We start from the raw sequence: 15,531 nt of genomic DNA, 5'->3' as shown, positions 1-15,531 counted from the left end.
TCGAAGGCCGGTTTGGAAACCGTGAAGTTGAGCGATCCCGTGCACACTCAGTGTGAATTGAGCTTGATCGACTTGTGCAGTGCCTGGTCGAGGACGACGAGGAGGGCATCCCGGACCGAGCCACGGAACCGTGCGTCGAAGGACAGAACCGGCACATCTTCCCGCACTGCGAGAGCCCAGCGCACCTCGTCGAGGTTGTAGGCGAGTTGCCCGTCGAAGGTGTTGACACCGACCACGAACGGCAAACCGGCCCGCTCGAAGTAGTCGACGGCCGGGTAGCAGTCGTCGATGCGGTTGGTGTCGACCACCACCAGGGCGCCGAGCGCTCCGCGGATCAGATCGTCCCACATGAACGCGAACCGGGATTGTCCGGGCGTGCCGAACAGGTACAGCTTCAGCGTCTTGTCGATCGTCACGCAGCCGAAGTCCATCGCGATGGTCGTGGTCGTCTTGGCCGTCGCCGGCCCCGGGTCGTCCACGCCGATCGACTCCATGGTCATCTCGGCCTCGGTCGTCAGCGGCGAGATCTCCGAGATAGCGCCGACCGTCGTGGTCTTGCCCACGCCGAAGCCGCCGGCCACGATGATCTTGACGGGGACCGGTGGGGCGCCACGCGGCTGCTCGTCCGGCACCCGTGCCGTGCCGACGATGCGCTGGTCAGGCCAGAGCTGGTCAGGAGATCGCTCGAAGTCCACGAATCACTCGCATGATGGTGTCGGGGCTGGGGAATTCGTTGTTCAGAACGTGCACCTCGAGCTGGCCGGCCGCCCGCAGATCGCCGACCAGGATGCGGGTGACGCCCAGGTGCAGGCGGAGCCGGGCCGAGATCTCGGCCACCGACAGCGGCTCGACGCAAAGGGTCACGATCGCGCGCTTCTCCGGCGGCAGTCGGGCCGGAGTAGCCTCCGGATGGGTCGTGACCTGCGTCTCCATGCCGATGTCGGGGTCCGGGCCGTCCACCCGCCCGGACGTGATCACGAACGGGCGCAGGGTGGAGTTCCCGTCGGCATCGGAGTCGTTCGGCCGCGGTGCCGGCTTGCTGTGCAGGAACGGCCGAACCCCGGGCGCCGGCCGGCGTCCGGGGTGCTCGGGGCCGCCCGGGTAGGTCATTGCTGAACGGCGTTCTTCAACTCCGCGATCAGGCGCGGGCTCAGGGCACCGCCGGCCCGGGTGGCGAACAGGGTCATCTCGTAGGCAAGAGTGCCCAGGTTGGCCGTCCGGTCGGCGATCACGCCCAGCACCGAGCCCGCGCTGATCGCCGTGACCAGCAGGTAGCCGTCCTGCATGTCGATGATCACCCGGTTCAGGCTGCCCAGGTTGTACCAGCTCGCGGCGCCACCGGAGAGGCTGGTCAGGCCGGACACCACGGCGGCCAGGCGTTCGGCGTTGGGCCGGTCCTTGATCGCCGACATGGCCATCAGCAGGCCGTCGGAGGACACGGCGATGGCCTCGATCACCCCAGCGGTGCCGGACGTGAACGAGTCCAGCAACCAGTTGAAGGTCTTCGCCTCCGCGCTGAGCTGCGAGTGCGCGTAGTCGCGACCGCTGTTGGTATCGGTGCTGTAGGGGCTGGTCATCGCGATTGTCCCTCGTGTTGGTTCTTCGACTCATTCAAGGCGAGTGCGACTCCGTACTCGAACTGCTCGACCAGGGCGCGCGCGGCGTCCGGGTCCAGGGGCCGGGTCGGCGAAGCCGGCGGCGGCGTGGTGCTCTGCGGCTGAACATCCGGCAGCGAGGCGCCCGGGGTCCGGCGGGCCAGCGGCGGATGGCTGTCACGGACCTGTCCGGGCACCGGCGTGCCGGTCACATCGGCCTCGATCACGTCCCACTGCGCCCGGGTGACGCCGGCCTCGAAGGCCTCGAACGCCTCACGCGCGGCGACGGCGTCGTCAGTGGTCGGCGGCGCGATCGGTGCCTTGGGCCCGACGTCGGTCGGCAGCTGCGTGCCCGGCACCCGCCGCCGCAGCCCGGAGCCGTTGCCGTGGCCGTTGCGGCCCGCCTCCTCCGGGGCGGTCCGTGGCCGGGGGATCACGACCGGCTGGAACGGCGGCGTGACCGGCTTCATCTCGATCGGGCCGGCCGGCAGCTCGGGCATGGCCGTCGGGTGCCGGCCGGCGACCGGGGTGCCGGCGTCGTACGGCCGGGCCGGATCCTGCCGGATCTGTCCCCGCCGGGCCGGCTCGTCCTCGACGATCTCGGCCTCGACCGGCGCCGACGCCGCGGCCGGCAGTGCCGGGTGAGAGTCGAACGCGTTCCACGACTGGGCGCTCTGCAGCGTCCGGGTGGCCCGGTCGAGCATGTTCGCGTCGAACGGCTGGATGCTGCCCGGGGCCGAGCGGCGACCGGCCAGCAGCGAGCCGTACTCGCTGGTCGGGCTGGTCACGATGGCCTGGATCGGCACGCCCGGCGGCAGTGTCTCGGCCGGCGCGACGAGGTGGGCCGGACGCAGGTCGACCCATGCGGTGACGCCGCCCTCGGGCGTGTCGGTCAGGGTGACCTCGATGCCGTGCCGGCGGGCCAGACGGCCGACCACGAACAGCCCGAGCACCTCGGTCGGGGCCAGGTCGAGCCGCTCACGGCGGGTCAGCCGGGCGTTCTCCTCGGCCAGCCGCTCCGGCGACAGGCCCAGGCCGTGGTCGACGATGGCCAGCCGGGCGCCGCCGCGCAGCTCGGCCGCGGTCACCGCGACCTGGGTGTGCGGCGGGGAGAACGAGGTGGCGTTCTCCATCAGCTCGGCCAGCAGCAGGGTCAGGTCGGCCACCACGGCCGGCACGATCACGATCTCCTCGGGCACCTCGACGTCGACCCGGGTGTAGTCCTCGATCTCACCCAGGGCGAGCCGGACCACGTCGGACAGGGCCAGCGGGGCCATGTGCTCGTTCGTGCCCGCGCCGCCGGAGAGCACGACCAGGCTGGACGCGTTGCGGCGGAGCCGGGACGACATGTGGTCGAGACGGTAGAGCTCGCGCAGGCGGTCCGAGTCGGTCTCGCGGCGCTCCAGGTTGTCGATCAGCGCGAGCTGGCGGCCGACCAGGTTCTGGGTACGCCGCCCGACGTGCCCGAACATCTGCGCCACGTTGCGCCGGCCGACCACCTGGCGCTCGACCAGCCGGACGGCGGTGGTCTGCACCCGGTCGAAGGCGCGGGCCAGGTCGCCGATCTCGTCCCGGGCGGCCACGTCGACCGGGTCCAGCCGGATCGGCCGGGCCACCTCGGCCTCGTCGTCGGCGACCCGTTCGAGCTCACCCTCGGCGGCCCGGGCGATCCGGTCGGCCGAGCGGGTGAGGCGCTGCAGCGGCCGGGCGACCGCCCGGGCCATGACGATGGACAGGCCGAACACCATCAGCAGCAGGAGCAGCGAGGCGCCACCGACCCAGAGCGCGGTCTGCAGGGCGCTGTCCCGGTTGTCGGTGACGGCCGCGTTCACGTCGGCCGAGACCCGCTTCTCGACGAAGCCACCGAGCACGTTCACCGACCGCAGGGACGGGAACAGCGACTCGCGGTTGAGCAGCTGGACCGCGCTGGCCGGGTCGATCGCGGCCTTCTGCAGGAACTCCGCGCCGACCCGGGACGACCAGGCGTCCTGGGCCGAGAGGTAGAGCTTGTACTGGGACGGCGTGAAGAACACCTGGGCCGCGATGATGTCGTTCTGCAGCTGGACCAGGATCGAGTAGAAGAGCCCGATGAACGCCGCCGGCTGCGGGGACAGCGCCGCCGCGGTCAGGTAGCCGGACGACTGGTTGATCAGGTCGTTGGTGCGCAGGCCGTAGTCGAGCGCGTACAGCTGCCGCCCGACCGAGGTGGTCAGGTCGGCCTCGGTCCGCAGCCCGAGCCCGTCGATCAGCGGCTGTACCGCCGCGGTGAACGCGTTGACGACGGCGTTCGGGTCCTTGAGCCGGCCCGACAGCACCGCTGCCCGAGTCTCGCTGAGCCGCGCCGCGCCGGCCACCGCCCGGCGCATGGGCCCGTTCAGCGGCTTGTCCCGGCGGGTCAGCGCGGCCAGCTTCTCCTGCACCTTGGCACTCTGCGCGACCAACTCGGGGCCCTGCACGACCTGGAAGATGTAGCCGACCGAGAGCAGGCGCTCCTCCTGGAGGTCCTGCACGGTGGAGCCGACCGCGTTGCCCAGCTCGACCAGGTCCTTGATCTTCTGCGCGTCGCGGGCGGCGTCGATCCGGTTGATCACGATGGGGACGCTGAGCGCGACCACGCCCAGCAGCGGTACGAGGACCAGCAGGGCCAGCTTGCCCAGGATGCGGAACTTACCGAAGAGCACCGGAACGCTCCCGCCGGTCGGGCCCGACCTCGGTGCCGTACGGCGGCGAGGAATCGCGGGCGGAGGCGGCGAACGGGTCACGGCCGTTAGGCAGCGAGTCGGCCAGGCTGAGCGGCTCGCGGGCCGGTCCGGTGCGGGTCGCCCGCCGGCCGGTGGTCACCAGCAGGACGACGGCCAGGGCCAGCAGCACGGCCAGGGCGCCCATGATGATCGCCTCGATGCGGCGGCCGTCGAGCCGGTCGATCCGGCTGTCCAGCAGGCCGCGCATCTCGCGCACGAGCACACCGGAGAGGCTGGCCAGCGAGGTCTGCAGCTGGCTCTGCGCGGTGGCCATGGCGGCCGCGTTGGGTGCGCTGCTGCCGCCGGGGCTGGCGCCGCGGATGAACGCCTCGACGCCGCGGCGGAACGCGTCGACCGTGGTCACCAGGCTGCCGCTGAGCGTCGTGCTCTCGGTGTCGTCGACCGCCGCCTGCAGGTTGTCGGTCAGCGCGGCGACGCTGTCGTTGACCGAGAGCACCGAGGCGCCGAACTGCGGCAGCAGGGTGGCCCGGGCCTGGGTGGTGCGCTGGTCCGAGCCGGTCAGCTTTTGCAGCATCAGGGCGAGGTCGCCCATCCGGCTCACCATCACCGTGGTGTTGGGCAGGTCGCGGGCGAACGCCTGCTGCAGGTGCGACAGGTCGTTGTCGGGGTCGCGGCTCAGCGTCGAGCTGTCGGCGACGCTCTTGTACAGCGCCAGGGTCAGGTTGGTGACCTCGACGTTGGCCTGGTAGATCTGCAGTGGGTCGCCGGTCACCGAGCCGAGCTGGTTGATCCGGTCGCGCAGGCCGGTCCACCGCTCACGGGTGCCGAGGTCGGCGCCGATCCGCTGGTCGATCGCGGCCATCTTGCCCACCGCGGAGGTCAGCGAGGCCGGTGCGGCCGAGACGCCCTGCAGGGCCGAGGACTGCGTTTCGGTCAGGGCGCTGATCAGCGGGGCCAGGCCGCCCAGGTATTCCACGCCCTGCTGTTCACGCTCGGTGCCGTCGCGCTCGTCGGCGTTCTGCTGCCACACCCGGAAGAAGAGCATGCCGGCCGGCGCCAGAATCAAGATCGTCAGAACGGCCGCGAGAACGGGCCGTAGCCGAGACGGGCTGTTTCCGTCCGTTGCTGCCATTGCCTTCTTCCTCCGCCAAGGGCACTACCGAGCCGCGCCCCGATTTTCGATCACCCTGTGTAATCGTTCGGACGCGCGGATCCGGGCCAATCTATCCCGAGAAATCCTCAAGACCCCCCTTACCGCTGGTCAGTATTGGGTCATCTGATCGGGGGATGCACTGCGGGCGGGATCGGCGGTAACGCCAGGGCGAGGATGGACGCCGGTCAATTGTTGCCCGACGGTGACGGCGCAATCGCGGACAGTGGCGAATATTGCGCAGCGTAACAGGACGGACACAATGTCCGTACCATTCTCAGATCCGGGAAAGGGCCTTTCTCAGCGGATCAAGGCCGAGTACGCCGAGATTCAACGCATCCTGATGAAAGGCTTTCAGATCGAATTCGGGGCCTTTGCGGGCCTTGGCGTCGTCACGCGCCTGCAGCCAGATTCGTTCGCCCACCTTGTACGACGGCGCCTGCCCCGGCCACCCCAGGTACCGGCGCCATTCGAAGCGTAGAACGTCCTCGTCGACCCGGCAGTGCGCCCGCATGAACTCCCAGCCCAGCTCCGGGGTCCACCGCTCGCCCGGCTGGAAGCCGAACGGGTTGTCCCGCGGAATCTCCAGCTCCAGGTGCATGCCGATGTCCACGATCACCCGGACCGCCCGCAGCGCCTGACCATCCAGCATGCCGAGCCGGTCGCCCGGGTCACCCAGGTAACCGAGCTCGTCCATCAGGCGCTCGGCGTACAACGCCCAGCCCTCGCCGTGCCCGGAACACCAGGCCAGCTGCCGCTGCCAGCGGTTCAGCCTCTCCTTGAGCAGTTGGGTGCCACCGATCTGCAGGTGATGGCCGGGCACCCCCTCGTGATAGACGGTCGACGTCTCCCGCCAGGTGGAGAACCGGCTCTGCCCGGCCGGGACGGCCCACCACATCCGGCCCGGGCGTGAGAAGTCCTCGGTCGGCGCGGTGTAGTAGATGGCGCCGTCCGAGGTCGGCGCCAGGCACGCCTCCAGCCCGCGCATCGGCGGCGGGATCTCGAAGTGCTTGCCGGCCAGCTCGTCGATCGCCGAGTGGGCGAGCCGCTCCATCCACTCGCGGAACGCCTCCTTGCCCGCGACCCAGCGCTCCGGGTCAGCGTCCAGCGTGGTCACCGCGTCGTCGATGCTCGCACCGGGGCCGGCGATCTCGGCCGCGACCGCGCGCATCTCGGTCTCCAGCCGGTGCAGCTCCTCGAAGCCCCAGGCGTACGTCTCGTGCTGGTCGATCCGCGCCCCGAGGAAGTACTGCGAGGCCAGCGCGTACCGCTCGGGCCCGGCGGCCTCCTTGTCGCGGCCGCGTGGCGCCATCTCGGAACGCAGGAAGTCGGCGAAGTCCGCGGTCGCAGCGGTCGCGCCGGCGGCGTTGCGCTGGAGCTCCTGCCCCAGCGTCCCGCTCGCGCCGACCCGGGTGGCCAGGCCGTGGAAGAAGTCGTCGCGTTCCGGGTCGGCCCACGCCTCGCACAGGTCGGCCGCGGCCAGCAGCTGCGCGCGGGCGCTGACCTGACCCGACTCGGCCGCCTCGGTCAGCGTGCGCTGGTATTCCTGCACCGCTCGCGGGTAGGCGGCGAGCCGGGCCGAGATGTTGACGGCCGCCTCCTCGCCCGCGGTCGGCATCAGATCGAAGACCTGCCGCAGCGCGGCCACGCCGTGGGTGATGACGCTGACCTCGCTGGTCGAATACCCGGCGTCGTAGCGGGCCAGCTCCAGACCGATCCGCTCGAGCATCGCCTCCTTGGCGACCTGCTCGGACTCGGTCGCCGGCTCGATCGTGCCGAGCTCGGCGACGGTCCGCCGGGCCAGCTCGGCCTGGGCGGCGTAGCCCTCGGGGGACAGATCGTCCATCTTGTCGTCATAGCCGGGTACGCCGATGAAGGTCGCGCCGGTCGGGTTCAGCGGCGCCCACGCGGCGATGTACCGGTCAGCGAGATCGTCAACAGCTCCCACCGCCCCGACACTACCGCTCGTGCGACGCCGTCCAGTCGAGCAGGCGTTCGGTGGTCCAGGTGTTCACCACCCGATCGACCGGTACGCCGCACAGCGCCGCCCGCTCGCACCCGAACCGCAGCCAGTCCAGCTGGCCCGGGGCGTGGGCGTCGGTGTCGATGCTGAACAGGACGCCGGCCTCGACCGCGGCGGTGAGCATCCGCTTCGGGGGGTCCAGCCGGTCCGGCCGCGAGTTGATCTCCACCGCCTTGCCGTGCTCGGCACACGCCGCCAGCACCTTGGCCAGATCGAAGTCGCTCGGCGGCCGGGTCGGTGAGCGGCGATGGGCCCGGTCGCCCTCGGCCTTCACGCCGGACGCCGCCGCCGACACCTTGCGCCCGGTCATGTGCCCGAGGATGTCCAGGTGCGGGTTCTCGATCGCCCGCAGCATCCGCCGGGTCATCCGCGGCGCCTCGTCGCGCAGCTTGCTGTGCACCGAGCCGACCACCACGTCCAGCCGGGACAGCAGCGCGTCCTCCTGATCGAGGGTGCCGTCGTCGTTGATGTCGACCTCGATGCCGGTGAGGATCCGGAAGCCGTCCGGCAGCGCGTCGTTGAGCTTGGCGACGTGGTCGAGCTGCCGGCGGAGCCGGTCCGGCGGCAGGCCCCGGGCCACCGTCAGCCGGGGCGAGTGGTCGGTCAGCACCAGGTATTCGTGGCCCAGCTCGACCGCCGCCAGCGCCATCTCCTCGATCGGTGACCCACCGTCGGACCAGTCCGAATGCGCGTGACAGTCGCCGCGCAAGGCCTCCCGCAACCGGGCCGCCGCACCGTGCAGGTCGGTGCCCTCGGTCGTCTCCAGCCGGCGCAGGTAGGCCGGCGTGGTGCCCCGCAGCGACTCGGCCACGGCCAGCGCGGTCACGTCGCCGACACCCTTCAGCTTGGACAGCGTGCCGGACTCGACCCGTTCCGAGAGTTCGTCCGGTGGCAGGGCGGCGATCGTCGCGGCGGCCGAGCGGAAGGCGCGCACGCGATAGGTGGCCTCGTTCGCGCGTTCCAGCAGGAAGGCGATGCGGCGGAGGTCGGCGACCGGATCTCTGGCGGGCATGTCTGCAGAATAGGAGGCATGCGGACGATCGACTGGGTGGACGGCGCCATCGAGATCATCGACCAGACGGCATTGCCGGTCGAGGAACGGGTGCTGCGGCTGACCACGGTGCCCGAATTGATCACCGCGATCCAGTCGCTGGCCGTGCGCGGGGCGCCCGCCCTGGGCGTGGCCGGTGCGCTCGGTGTCGCCCTGGCCGCCCGCTTGCACGCCGACGACGATCAAAAGCTGGCTGATTGCGTACGAGCCATCGAAAGCGCCCGGCCCACCGCGGTCAACCTGGCCCGCGGAGCGCGTCGCACCGCCCGGCGACTGCCCGACGGACCCGACGCCGCGCTGACCGAGGCACTGCTGGTGCGGGACGAGGAGATCGCCGCGTCGGAGGCGATGGCCACCCGTGGCGCCGACCTGATCACCGAGCTCTGCGGACGCGCCCCGCGCATGCTCACCCACTGCAACACCGGCGGGCTGGCCGCGGTCGTCGGCGGAACCGCGCTCGGCGTGGTGCTCGAACTGCACCGCCGCGGCACGCTGCGGGACGTGCTGGCCAGCGAGACCCGCCCGCTGCTGCAGGGCGCCCGGCTGACCGCGTGGGAACTGACCCGGGCCGGGGTCGACTTCCGGGTCGCGGTCGACGGCGCCGGCCCGTTCCTGATGGCCCGGGGCGAGGTCGACGCCGTGGTCGTCGGGGCCGACCGGATCTGTGCCAACGGCGACACCATCAACAAGATCGGCACGTACGCGCACGCGCTCGGCGCCCAGCGGGCCGGCATCCCGTTCGTCGTGGTCGCGCCCGAGTCCACCATCGACCCGGACACTCCCGACGGCGCGGCGGTGGAGATCGAGGACCGGTCCGGCGCCGAGGTCACCGCCGGGTTCCCGGCCGCCAACCCGGCCTTCGACGTCACGCCGCACGACCTGATCACCGCGATCGTCACCGACCGGCGCACAATCCGACCCGGCTCGGGCGACCGCCCCGACTCGTAAAATCCCTTCGGGATGCGGGGAATCGCGGCGTTAGCGCTCGTCTCGGCCGGCCTCGCCGCACCGGCCACATGAGACAGCACACCACCGGCGTTCGACTCCGTCACCCTCTCGCGGACCACCGCCACATCCGGGCGGCGGGTGCGCCGAGCACCCGCCGGAATCCGTCGAGGACCGCGGCGTCGCCGGGCTCGGCACCGAGCTGCTCAGCGTCAGCGTGCACCTGACCGACGACGAGTCCGGGCTCGAGGTGCATCCGTACGAGGCCGGCTGGACCGCGCAGCCGGCCTCGGGCGCCGGCCGCGCGCAGGGCATCTCGTCCATGTTCACCATTCGCGGCACCTGACATTTCGGCGCCCGGCGCGACCCGGCGACGGCGTACGAACGGGCAAGCCGCTGGCTCCGGGCGTCCGATGCTCATAACTTCAACCAAATGATTGACGGAGCAACAATTAGGATCCTGGCCGACAACGCCGCCCACACCGAGACGGAGCGTCGACCGGCCCCCGCCAGCCTCGACGCCGTGCGGCAGGTCGGCGGCTTCGGCGGTTACGCCGGATCGACACCGGATCTGATCCACGCCATCGCCGACTTCGCTCGCGGCTGCCCGTCCACCGCCTGGATCGTGGCCACCTCGACGACCATGCGGATGCTCGTCGAGGGCGTCGGCGAGCCGGTTCGCAGCAAACTGCTCGCCGACCCCGGCGCCATCTTCGCCGGCAGCATCATGCCCACCGGCCGGGCGGTTCCGGCCCCCGGCGGCGTGCGGGTCTCGGGCCGCTTCCCCAACGTGTCCGGGGCCGCGGACGCGACCTGGTTCGGTTTCGGCGTGTTGGTCGAGCAGCCCGACGGCCGGCCGCCGCAGCCGATGACGGCCTACCTGGAGCCCGCCGGGGTGACCATCGAGGACACCTGGCGGGTCGCCGGCATGCGCGGGACCGGCAGCCACACCGTGACTGTCGACGACGTGCTGGTGCCGGTCGACCACCTCGGACCGCCGGCCAACCCGCAGGGCGCCGACTTCAACACGTACGCGCTGACCGTGCTGGCCACCACGGTGGGCAGTGCGCGGGGTGCCCTCGATCGGACCCAGGACCTGTTCGCGTCGGGCAAGAAGGTGTTCCTGACCCCCACCCCCCTGGCCGAGTCGCCGGTCGCCCAGGCATGGCAGGCCGAGGTGACCGAGCTGGTGGAGGCGGCCGAGAACACCATGGAGGGCATCATCCGCGCCGCCGACCAGCCGCCCGCCACCCATGCCGCCGCGCTGAAGTCGGCCGTCACCGGCAGCCTGGTCGCCCTGGACAAGATGCTCGACCTGCACGGGCTGGGCGGTTTCGCCGAATCCAACCCGGTCCAGCGCTTCTGGCGGGACGCCATGGTGGGCAGCCGGCACCCCCTGCTGAATCGCTTCTACGCGGCGCACCTCGCGTCCCTCGGCTGACGTGCCCTCGACCGGCCGAAGGCCGCATTCAGCGTGGGGAGTGCGACCCTGACGGCTGGCGTCGGTCCGGAAGAGCGAAGCCCCGCTGTCTTCGGGCATCCGACGGACGGAACGCTGAACTCCGAGTCGCCGTAGGGCCGGCCGGTCGCATGACGCGGCACCCAGCCGCGGTGTCCCAAGATGGCCGCCGCCCTCAACGCCGCCGGCATCGGCACTTACGCCCAGCTGGCGCTGCTCCTGCTCGGTGATGCCGGAGCGTGCGGTCGAATGAGACGACGGAGCCCCGAACGACGTAACGCCCGGCCGGCCCTCGCGGGTCGACCGGGCGTTACGTCTGATGCTGGCGGTGGTGAAGCGATTTGAACCCTTAGTCCGGATCTGGGGAATCTTCGCCGGCCTCTGGCGGCAAATGTACGCGAACCTGTACCTTCACCGGTACAGGACTGGAAGGGGCCAGCTATGAAGGTTCTTGGTTTCACCGAGGCCCGCGCCAACTTCGCCAAGACTCTCGACGCCGTCGTCGATGACGGCGAGGAGACCGTGATTCACCGCAACAACGACCGCTCCGTGGTCATCATCTCGCTTGCCGAGTGGAACGCGATGAAAGAGACCCAGCACCTGCTCAACGGAGCAAACGGCGAGATTCTCCGGCGCCGCATCGCCGACATGGACGCGCCGGGCCGCCAGGTCGTGGTGAAGACCACGGAAGAGCTTGAGGCACTGACCACCGAACCGGAGAGGTCGGGCACAGAAGTAGCGTGAAGATCGTCTGGCACCCCGACGCGTGGGCCGAGTATCTGGAGTGGCACACCCTGGATCGCAAGGTCTGGAAGAAGATCAACGAACTGATCAAAGCCATCCAACGTGACCCGGGAGCGGGTGTCGGGCACCCCGAGCTACTGAGCAACAACCTGTCAGGCTGGGCGTCTCGACACATCACTCAGGAGCACCGACTTGTCTACCGGGTCGTCGACGACTCGACGGCCTTCGAGATCCTGTCGGTGAAGTATCACTACTGAACTGAGACTACGGATCTTGGAACGACGAAACGCCCGGCAAGCTGCCGGGCGTTTCGCCTGTTAGGTGGCGGTGGTGAAGGGATTTGAACCCTTGGAGGGCTTGCACCCTCACACGCTTTCGAGGCGTGCTCCTTAGGCCGCTCGGACACACCACCGCGAAGTAGGTTACCCGACCCCAGATCCGCCCCGTAAGCGGGTTGGCACCTCACGGGCTGGCAGGATCGGCGGGTAAGTGGATGACTAGCGGAGGGACAGCGCATGAGCGTGCACATCGGTGCGCAGCCGGGGGAGATCGCGGAACGGGTGCTGCTGCCCGGTGACCCGATGCGGGCCAAGTGGATCGCCGAGACCTTCCTCGACGACCCGAAGTGTTACACGCAGGTGCGGGGCATGCTCGGGTTCACCGGGAGCTGGCAGGGGGTGCCGGTGTCGGTGCAGGGGTCGGGCATGGGTATGCCGTCCGCGTCGATCTACACCCATGAGCTGATCAACGAGTACGGCGTGAAGGACCTGATCCGGATCGGGTCGTGCGGGGCGCTGGCCGAGGAGCTGCGGCTCGGTGACGTGGTGGCGGCGATCGGGTCGGCCACCGACTCGAACATGAACCGGGTCCGGTTCGACGGGCTGGTCGACTACGCGCCGGTGGCCGACTTCACGCTGCTGCGTACGGCCGTGGACGTGGCCGAGCGGCGCGGCACGGCGATGCGGGTGGGCCCGATCCTGGCCGCCGACGCGTTCTACACCGATCGACCGGACCTGTACGACACGCTGGCCGACTACGGCGTGCTGGCGGTGGAGATGGAGTCGGCGGCGATCTACACCATCGCGGCCCGCTATCGGGCGCGGGCGCTGACCATCCTGACCGTGAGCGACCACATCAAGCGGGGCGAGGCGATGGAGTCGGTCCAGCGCGAGACCGGTTTCTCGGCCATGGTGCAGATCGGCCTGGACACGATCACGGCCGGCGGAAGAAGTCCCGCATGAGGGCCACGCACTCGTCCTCGAGCACCCCGGAGTAGACCGCGGGCCGGTGGTTGAGCCGCCGGTCCCGCACCACGTCCCAGAGCGACCCCACGGCGCCGGTCTTGGGCTCCCACGCGCCGAAGACCAGGGTCGACACCCGGGCCAGGACCAGCGCCCCGGCGCACATCGTGCACGGCTCCAGGGTCACCACCAGCGTGCAGTCGTCGAGCCGCCGGGTGCCGAGCGCCGCGGCGGCCCGCCGCAGGGCGAGGATCTCGGCGTGGGCGGTCGGGTCGCCGGCCGCCTCGCGTTCGTTGCCGGCCGCGGCCAGCTCGGCGCCGCCGGGTCCGAGCACGATCGCGCCGACGGGTACGTCGTCGGGGTACGAGGTCGCCACGGCGAGGGCGCGCCGCATCCACGCGACGTGGAGCGGCCGGGTGTTCACGCCTCGCGGAGCTCTTCCAACTCGTCGGCGCAGCCCAGCTTCTCGGCCACCGAGGAGGTGACGTCGGACGGGAGCAGGCCTTCCTGAGCGCACAGCGCCAGCAGCCGGGACGAGCTGATCCCCAGGTCGGCGAGGATTTCCGAGTCGCCGATGGGGTCGGCGTCGGGGTCGGCGACCGGCGGGTCGTCGTCGTCCTCGTCGTCGGGGTCGGCGTCCGCGGCCGGCACCTCGTCGATGTCGATGGCGGGCGCCTCGATGTCGCCCAGCAGCAGCGCTCCCAGCCGGGATTCCTCGGCGAAGGCCGAGTCCGAGCCGAAGACCCGCAGATCTTCGCCCTCGTCGAGGCGCAGGATGGCTAGATACTGGTCGTCCGACTCGACGAACAGTAACGACACGTCAGCGTCCGGCTCGACGTCGAGCAGCCGGTCGGCGACCTCGTCGAGGTCGGCGAGGCCGGTCAGCTCGATCTCGGATGCCGTCCAACCGTTCTTGCTCCGGGCGACGGCGGCAGCAAAAGTCGACACGATTCCCCCACTGCGAAGTCCTGGCGCGAACAAACGCTATCGGGTGGGCAGGCGGGCGCGAAGCGCCACGCCCCGAAGGAGTGTCAGGAAACGACGCGACGGCGCCGGGTGGCGATCAACTCACGTAGGCGGGCACCGCGCAGCCGCTCGGGCTGGGTGAGGCAACGCGCGGCTTTCGCGTCGGCGAGGGCCGCCAGAAGTTCGAGTCGCCGGCGGCGCCGGTCGGGGTCAAGCCGCTGTGGGGAAGAGGCCATGGGGCAGAGGTTGCCGAGCGCGGCGATGTTCGTCAAGGCCGAGTGCGCTGCGCCACCGAAGGCACACCGTACGTCGATGAAAAGGGTCCCCAGACCAGGACATTCACCACAGCGGCCAGTCGAGGGTGGCGACCCATCGGTGGGTGACGAAGCCCATCGCGATGGACAGCCCGAGCCCGGCCACGATCGCCACTCCGGTGGCTACGCCGCGGTCGCCGAGCTTGGTCAGGACCAGGGCGACGGCCCAGGCGGTGACCGCCGCGAGAACCGTCCACCAGGCGTAGCTGAGCAGGTCACCGGCGAGGAACCCGAAGGCGGCGAACCAGATCAGGGCGGCGCCCATGCCGGAGAGCACCGGCGCGGTCCGGATGGGGTGCGGTTCGCGGTAGACCGGGCGGGGTGGTTGCCCGGGCGGCAGCACCGGCGGGTGGTCGGCGCCGGCGGGCAACCACCCGGGTGGCGGCGGTTGCGCCGCGGGCCAGATGTTCCGGTCAGCCATGCCGATGAGCCTATCCCGGGTGGGCCGGGCAGCGGGACGGGACGACTTCTGTCAGGATGGCGCGGTGTTTCGCCTCCGTACCCTCACCGGACTGACCGCTCTGGCGCTGTGCCTGGCCGGCTGCGGCGCTCCCGCGAGCGACGGCGCCGACACCGCACCGGTGGCCGCGACGCCGATGTTCGTGGAGCCGTCGTCGGCGCCACCACCTGCGGCGCTGACCGCGACGCCGCCCTCGGGTGACTCGTCGGCGACCCCGTCCAAGAGCACCAAACCCAAGGTCAAGGCCTCGACCCCGGCGAGTACGACCGTGAAGTACACGTTTCCGGTCAAGGCGTCGAACGTGGCCTACCATCCGACGCACGGCAAGTACCCGGCGACCGACATCTTCGCCGACTGCGGTGAGCCGGTGGTCGCGACCACGAGCGGCGTGATCCTGGAGATCAGCCTCAAGGACATCTACGTCAAGGGGTCACCGGACGGGCCGAACAACGGCGGCCTGTCGGTGTCGCTGCTGGGTGACGACGGCGTCCGCTACTACGCCTCGCACTTCAGCAAGGTGCAGAGCGGCATCAAGGCCGGTGTCCGGGTGACCAGCGGCCAGGTGCTGGGCAAGGTCGGCCACACCGGCAACGCGAACGGGGTCTGCCACACCCACTACGGCATCTCCCCGCCGTGCGCCAAGACCGGCGACTGGAAGACCCGCCGTGGGGTGATCTGGCCCGCCACCTTCCTGGACTCGTGGCGCAAGAAGGGCAACAAGAGCCCGGTGGCCACGGTCAAGGCCTGGGAGAAAAAGAACCACTGCAAGCCCTGAGGCCATAAGTTTGCTTTAGGGGTGTTTCATGTCCGGGTGGGGTTTGAGTCGGCTTGCTGTGGGGTGTCCAGCTGGCCTGGCGGGGGTGACGAGGGTGAACAGGCGG

General features: G+C 70.6%; 18 protein-coding genes and 1 tRNA gene. 7 read left to right on the top strand and 12 right to left on the bottom strand.

Annotated elements, in window-relative coordinates; all coding sequences use genetic code 11:
• Nucleotides 1–47: 47 nt before the first annotated feature.
• The 7 genes from ACGFIO_RS17950 to ACGFIO_RS17920 form a co-directional block, all read right to left on the bottom strand.
• Nucleotides 48–695, bottom strand: a complete 648-nt coding sequence (locus tag ACGFIO_RS17950) for an ATP/GTP-binding protein (protein ID WP_392827356.1) — start codon at nt 693–695, stop codon at nt 48–50.
• Nucleotides 673–1,110, bottom strand: coding sequence for a DUF742 domain-containing protein (locus ACGFIO_RS17945; protein ID WP_392827355.1), 438 nt, complete (start codon nt 1,108–1,110; stop codon nt 673–675). Before ACGFIO_RS17945 ends, ACGFIO_RS17950 begins: the two co-directional genes overlap by 23 nt.
• Nucleotides 1,107–1,577: a roadblock/LC7 domain-containing protein gene (locus ACGFIO_RS17940; RefSeq protein WP_392827354.1), complete on the bottom strand. Its 471-nt coding sequence runs from the start codon at nt 1,575–1,577 to the stop codon at nt 1,107–1,109. The genes ACGFIO_RS17945 and ACGFIO_RS17940 overlap by 4 nt, the downstream gene beginning before the upstream one ends.
• Nucleotides 1,574–4,276, bottom strand: coding sequence for an ATP-binding protein (locus tag ACGFIO_RS17935; RefSeq protein WP_392827353.1), 2,703 nt, complete (start codon nt 4,274–4,276; stop codon nt 1,574–1,576). The genes ACGFIO_RS17940 and ACGFIO_RS17935 overlap by 4 nt, the downstream gene beginning before the upstream one ends.
• Nucleotides 4,263–5,429, bottom strand: coding sequence for a hypothetical protein (locus ACGFIO_RS17930; RefSeq protein WP_392827352.1), 1,167 nt, complete (start codon nt 5,427–5,429; stop codon nt 4,263–4,265). The genes ACGFIO_RS17935 and ACGFIO_RS17930 overlap by 14 nt, the downstream gene beginning before the upstream one ends.
• 295 nt (nt 5,430–5,724) lie before the next feature.
• Nucleotides 5,725–7,395, bottom strand: a complete 1,671-nt coding sequence (locus ACGFIO_RS17925; RefSeq protein ID WP_392827351.1) for a DUF885 domain-containing protein — start codon at nt 7,393–7,395, stop codon at nt 5,725–5,727.
• A gap of 10 nt (nt 7,396–7,405) precedes the next feature.
• Nucleotides 7,406–8,482: a PHP domain-containing protein gene (locus tag ACGFIO_RS17920; RefSeq protein WP_392827350.1), complete on the bottom strand. Its 1,077-nt coding sequence runs from the start codon at nt 8,480–8,482 to the stop codon at nt 7,406–7,408.
• 18 nt (nt 8,483–8,500) lie between these two features.
• Between ACGFIO_RS17920 and mtnA the strand changes: the two genes are divergently transcribed.
• From mtnA to ACGFIO_RS17895, 5 genes are all read left to right on the top strand, one after another.
• Nucleotides 8,501–9,469 (top strand): S-methyl-5-thioribose-1-phosphate isomerase, encoded by a 969-nt coding sequence (gene mtnA, locus ACGFIO_RS17915; RefSeq protein WP_392827349.1) that lies wholly within the window; start codon nt 8,501–8,503, stop codon nt 9,467–9,469.
• Nucleotides 9,470–9,683: 214 nt separating this feature from the next.
• Nucleotides 9,684–9,812, top strand: coding sequence for a hypothetical protein (locus tag ACGFIO_RS17910; RefSeq protein WP_392827348.1), 129 nt, complete (start codon nt 9,684–9,686; stop codon nt 9,810–9,812).
• An 87-nt stretch (nt 9,813–9,899) separates the two neighbouring features.
• Complete coding sequence (locus ACGFIO_RS17905; RefSeq protein ID WP_392827347.1) at nt 9,900–10,907, top strand: acyl-CoA dehydrogenase family protein; 1,008 nt, start codon at nt 9,900–9,902, stop codon at nt 10,905–10,907.
• A 459-nt stretch (nt 10,908–11,366) separates the two neighbouring features.
• Complete coding sequence (locus ACGFIO_RS17900) at nt 11,367–11,669, top strand: type II toxin-antitoxin system Phd/YefM family antitoxin (RefSeq protein ID WP_392827346.1); 303 nt, start codon at nt 11,367–11,369, stop codon at nt 11,667–11,669.
• A complete protein-coding gene (locus ACGFIO_RS17895; RefSeq protein WP_392827345.1) occupies nt 11,666–11,926 on the top strand; it encodes a Txe/YoeB family addiction module toxin in 261 nt (86 codons plus the stop codon). Before ACGFIO_RS17900 ends, ACGFIO_RS17895 begins: the two co-directional genes overlap by 4 nt.
• 65 nt (nt 11,927–11,991) lie before the next feature.
• Here the strand turns inward: ACGFIO_RS17895 and ACGFIO_RS17890 are convergent.
• A tRNA-Ser gene (locus ACGFIO_RS17890) sits at nt 11,992–12,081 on the bottom strand.
• 103 nt (nt 12,082–12,184) lie between these two features.
• On the opposite strand from ACGFIO_RS17890, the gene deoD reads away from it, so the two are divergent.
• Complete coding sequence (deoD, locus tag ACGFIO_RS17885) at nt 12,185–12,910, top strand: purine-nucleoside phosphorylase (RefSeq protein ID WP_392827344.1); 726 nt, start codon at nt 12,185–12,187, stop codon at nt 12,908–12,910.
• Here deoD and ACGFIO_RS17880 read toward each other — a convergent pair.
• The 4 genes from ACGFIO_RS17880 to ACGFIO_RS17865 all read right to left on the bottom strand — a co-directional run bounded on the left by ACGFIO_RS17880 (nt 12,882) and on the right by ACGFIO_RS17865 (nt 14,611).
• Nucleotides 12,882–13,304, bottom strand: a complete 423-nt coding sequence (locus tag ACGFIO_RS17880) for a nucleoside deaminase (protein WP_392827469.1) — start codon at nt 13,302–13,304, stop codon at nt 12,882–12,884. The genes deoD and ACGFIO_RS17880 overlap by 29 nt on opposite strands.
• A gap of 26 nt (nt 13,305–13,330) precedes the next feature.
• Nucleotides 13,331–13,858 (bottom strand): tRNA adenosine deaminase-associated protein, encoded by a 528-nt coding sequence (locus tag ACGFIO_RS17875; protein ID WP_392827343.1) that lies wholly within the window; start codon nt 13,856–13,858, stop codon nt 13,331–13,333.
• Between the two features lie 83 nt (nt 13,859–13,941).
• A complete protein-coding gene (locus ACGFIO_RS17870) occupies nt 13,942–14,148 on the bottom strand; it encodes a hypothetical protein (protein WP_392827342.1) in 207 nt (68 codons plus the stop codon).
• A 67-nt stretch (nt 14,149–14,215) separates the two neighbouring features.
• Entirely contained in the window at nt 14,216–14,611 is a 396-nt protein-coding gene (locus ACGFIO_RS17865; protein WP_392827341.1) for a hypothetical protein, read from the bottom strand.
• A gap of 64 nt (nt 14,612–14,675) precedes the next feature.
• Between ACGFIO_RS17865 and ACGFIO_RS17860 the strand changes: the two genes are divergently transcribed.
• Nucleotides 14,676–15,425 carry a M23 family metallopeptidase gene (locus ACGFIO_RS17860; RefSeq protein ID WP_392827340.1) on the top strand — a complete coding sequence of 250 codons (750 nt, stop codon included), beginning with the start codon at nt 14,676–14,678 and terminating at the stop codon, nt 15,423–15,425.
• The last annotated feature ends 106 nt before the right edge of the window (nt 15,426–15,531 follow it).

The sequence above is a fragment of the Actinoplanes sp. NPDC049265 genome (genome assembly GCF_043197135.1).
Taxonomy (GTDB): Bacteria; Actinomycetota; Actinomycetes; order Mycobacteriales; family Micromonosporaceae; genus Actinoplanes.
Note: the sequence above shows the minus strand (reverse complement) of the source record. Positions and strands in the feature narration are given on the sequence as shown.

Excerpts from the sequence above, each read along its gene's own strand:
- deoD (WP_392827344.1), top strand. The coding sequence starts at position 12,185 with ATGAGCGTGCACATCGGTGCGCAGCCGGGGGAGATCGCGGAACGGGTG.
- ACGFIO_RS17905 (WP_392827347.1), top strand. The coding sequence starts at position 9,900 with ATGATTGACGGAGCAACAATTAGGATCCTGGCCGACAACGCCGCCCAC.
- ACGFIO_RS17880 (WP_392827469.1), bottom strand. The coding sequence starts at position 13,304 with ATGCGGCGCGCCCTCGCCGTGGCGACCTCGTACCCCGACGACGTACCC.
- ACGFIO_RS17865 (WP_392827341.1), bottom strand. The coding sequence starts at position 14,611 with ATGGCTGACCGGAACATCTGGCCCGCGGCGCAACCGCCGCCACCCGGG.
- ACGFIO_RS17900 (WP_392827346.1), top strand. The coding sequence starts at position 11,367 with ATGAAGGTTCTTGGTTTCACCGAGGCCCGCGCCAACTTCGCCAAGACT.
- ACGFIO_RS17945 (WP_392827355.1), bottom strand. The coding sequence starts at position 1,110 with ATGACCTACCCGGGCGGCCCCGAGCACCCCGGACGCCGGCCGGCGCCC.
- ACGFIO_RS17920 (WP_392827350.1), bottom strand. The coding sequence starts at position 8,482 with ATGCCCGCCAGAGATCCGGTCGCCGACCTCCGCCGCATCGCCTTCCTG.
- ACGFIO_RS17940 (WP_392827354.1), bottom strand. The coding sequence starts at position 1,577 with ATGACCAGCCCCTACAGCACCGATACCAACAGCGGTCGCGACTACGCG.
- ACGFIO_RS17930 (WP_392827352.1), bottom strand. The coding sequence starts at position 5,429 with ATGGCAGCAACGGACGGAAACAGCCCGTCTCGGCTACGGCCCGTTCTC.
- mtnA (WP_392827349.1), top strand. The coding sequence starts at position 8,501 with ATGCGGACGATCGACTGGGTGGACGGCGCCATCGAGATCATCGACCAG.